Below are 2,075 nucleotides of genomic sequence, written 5' to 3'. Positions count from 1 at the left end.
GGGTGGCAACACCAGTACGGCGGGCTGGAGCGTGGCACCGGGCTGCGGTTCAACGGCGGCAACGCGCCGTTCGTGGTGGACAGCGTGCCGGTGTCGCGCGACGGGATGGTGCTGAAGGCGGGTGCGGAAGTGGCGGTGAACGAGAACGCCTCGCTGTCGCTGGGCTACGGCGGGCTGCTGTCGCAGAACCATCAGGACAACAGCGTCAACGCCGGTTTCACCTGGCGCTTCTAAGCAACATCGACTTAATCCTTGTACGGGAACCGCCTGCGGGCGGTTCCTTTTTCACATCCTGCTAATGAGAACCCGGCGCACCTGGGGCGTCGGCCAATAACAAGCAAAAGGTAAGGAAATGACAACAACAATGGGTTTTGATAGCAAAGGAAACGCTCGCCGCTCGCCGTGGCGGCTGAACGCGCTGGTCTGCTGCATGGCGCTGGCGGGGTATGCGCAGGCGGCGCCGCACGAGGTGAGCGGCCAAGCCGGCGATCCGGCCAGCTGGCGCAGCGCCGAATTCAACGCCAACTGGGGGCTGGGGGCGATCCACGCCGATGAGGCCTATGCCGCCGGCTACACCGGCAAAGGGCAGAAGGTGGGCATTTTCGATACCCCGGTCAACCGCCATCCCGAGTTCGCCGGCGACGGCAAACTGATCAACGTGGTCACCGAAGGCTATCGCGCCTATACCGATCCGCACCGGCCGGGGATTAACGCCGGCGATCGCTTTTACTTCGACGGCACCTTCCACTTCTACAGCGGTTCACAGGGCATGCTGAGCAATCACGGGGTGCACGTCGCGGGCATCAGCGCGGCGAACCGCGACGGCGTCGGCATGCACGGCGTGGCCTTCGATTCGCAGGTGATCAGCGTCGATAACGACAACGACGGCCCGGCCTACGGCGAATTCCTTGGCCTGGACGGCGCCGTCACCAATGCCGGCTGGCAGGCGATGATCAAGAGCGGCGTGCGCGTGATCAACAACAGCTGGGGCGTCAGTATTCCCGATTTCCTGTCCGACGGCGGCCGCGATCCCAACGCGCTGCACTTTGAGCTGAAGGATGCGCAGGAACAGTTCGATCAGGTCAAACCGCTGCTCGGCAGTTTGGCCGGCGCAGGCTATCAGGGCGCCATCGACGCGGCGCGCAAAAATATTCTGGTGCTGTTCGCCGCCGGTAACGACGGCAACTACAACCAGCCGGATGTGATCAGCGGCCTGGCCTATTTCGTGCCGGACATCGCGCCGAACTGGCTGTCGGTCGCCAGCGTGGCGCAGGATGCGACATCGACCAACAGCGTGCCTTACACCATCAGCAGCTTCTCTTCCCGTTGCGGCTATACCGCCAGCTTCTGCGTCTCGTCGCCGGGCAGCAAAATCTACAGCACCGTGGCCAACGGTTCCGATCCGGCCAACCTGGTGTCGGACTACGGCAATAAAAACGGCACCTCGATGGCGACGCCGCACGTCACCGGCGCGGTGGCGGTGTTGCTGCAGCGCTTCCCGTACATGAGCTCGGCGCAGATTGCCGACGTGCTGAAAACCACCGCCACCGACATGGGCGCGCCGGGCATCGACGCGCTCTACGGCTGGGGAATGATCAACCTGGGCAAAGCCATCAACGGCCCGGGCATGTTCTATACCGTCGAAGATATTCCTGCGGAGTTCCGCATTCCGGATCCGACGGGCGTGGCCTACGGCCCGACCCAGTTTGTCGCCAATATTCCGGGTCTGGGCGCCGAGGTGGATGCCGGCACGCTGCACGCCAGAAAGTGTGACGACATCAGTTGCGAACTGGAAGTCTACTCCAACAACATCTCCGGCCATGGCGGCCTGACCAAAGAAGGGAGGGGCACGCTGGTCATGACCGGCGCCAACACCTATTCCGGGCCGACGCTGGTCAATCAGGGGCGGCTGGCGATCAACGGCTCGGTCACCTCGGCCGTCAGCGTGCAGAGCGGCGGCATCGTCGGCGGCAGCGGCACCGTCGGTTCGCTGACCGCCCGCCGCGGCGGCACCGTGGCGCCGGGCAACTCGATCGGCACCCTGAACGTGGCCGGCGACGTCAGCTTCGAGCCGG

At 64.4% G+C, this 2,075-nt stretch carries 2 protein-coding genes; both read left to right on the top strand.

Features of this window, described 5'->3' with window-relative positions:
• A partial coding sequence (locus tag ACJ8KE_RS23705) for an autotransporter outer membrane beta-barrel domain-containing protein (RefSeq protein ID WP_268602411.1) occupies window positions 1–234 on the top strand: 234 nt, incomplete at its 5' end.
• A 118-nt stretch (window positions 235–352) separates the two neighbouring features.
• Window positions 353–2,075 (top strand): S8 family serine peptidase (locus ACJ8KE_RS23700; protein ID WP_442517384.1); only part of this gene is annotated, 1,723 nt, incomplete at its 3' end.

This window comes from Serratia sp. CY56464 (assembly GCF_052168435.1).
GTDB lineage: Bacteria > Pseudomonadota > Gammaproteobacteria > Enterobacterales > Enterobacteriaceae > Serratia > Serratia marcescens.
Note: the sequence above shows the minus strand (reverse complement) of the source record. Positions and strands in the feature narration are given on the sequence as shown.